Origin of the sequence: Flavobacterium polysaccharolyticum, assembly GCF_038739875.1 — a bacterium.
GTDB lineage: Bacteria > Bacteroidota > Bacteroidia > Flavobacteriales > Flavobacteriaceae > Flavobacterium > Flavobacterium polysaccharolyticum.
The window spans coordinates 1-320 of sequence record NZ_JBCGDP010000084.1; the positions used below are offsets into that span (position 1 = coordinate 1).

Consider the following 320-nt stretch of genomic DNA (forward strand, 5'->3'; position numbering starts at 1 on the left):
CGAACTTTATAACGGAGGTAAAAAAGAAGTTAAAAAAGCAGAAAGCCGTCGTGGTGGTAAAGCTAAAAAAGTTGAAGAAGCTACTGATACTGATGCTCCTGAAGCTAGTGCTGAGCCAACTGCTGAAGCTGCTGAATAAATATGAGAATAATTATTCAATAAAAATTAAGGATAAGCTATTTATAGTTTATCCTTTTTTTTTTGAAATTAAAATTATCTTTTATTTATTATACTCTTTAATTGTTTCGCCTCCTTTTATAATTTAAATTTGCAAAATTTTTAACTACAAATGAAATATACAACTAGACAACAAGCTTTAT

The 320-nt window shown here is 28.1% G+C and carries 1 pseudogene; it reads left to right on the top strand.

Features of this window, described 5'->3' with window-relative positions:
* Positions 1-139: pseudogene (locus WFZ86_RS20190) on the top strand (50S ribosomal protein L17); the annotation flags it as partial.
* Positions 140-320 lie beyond the last annotated feature (181 nt).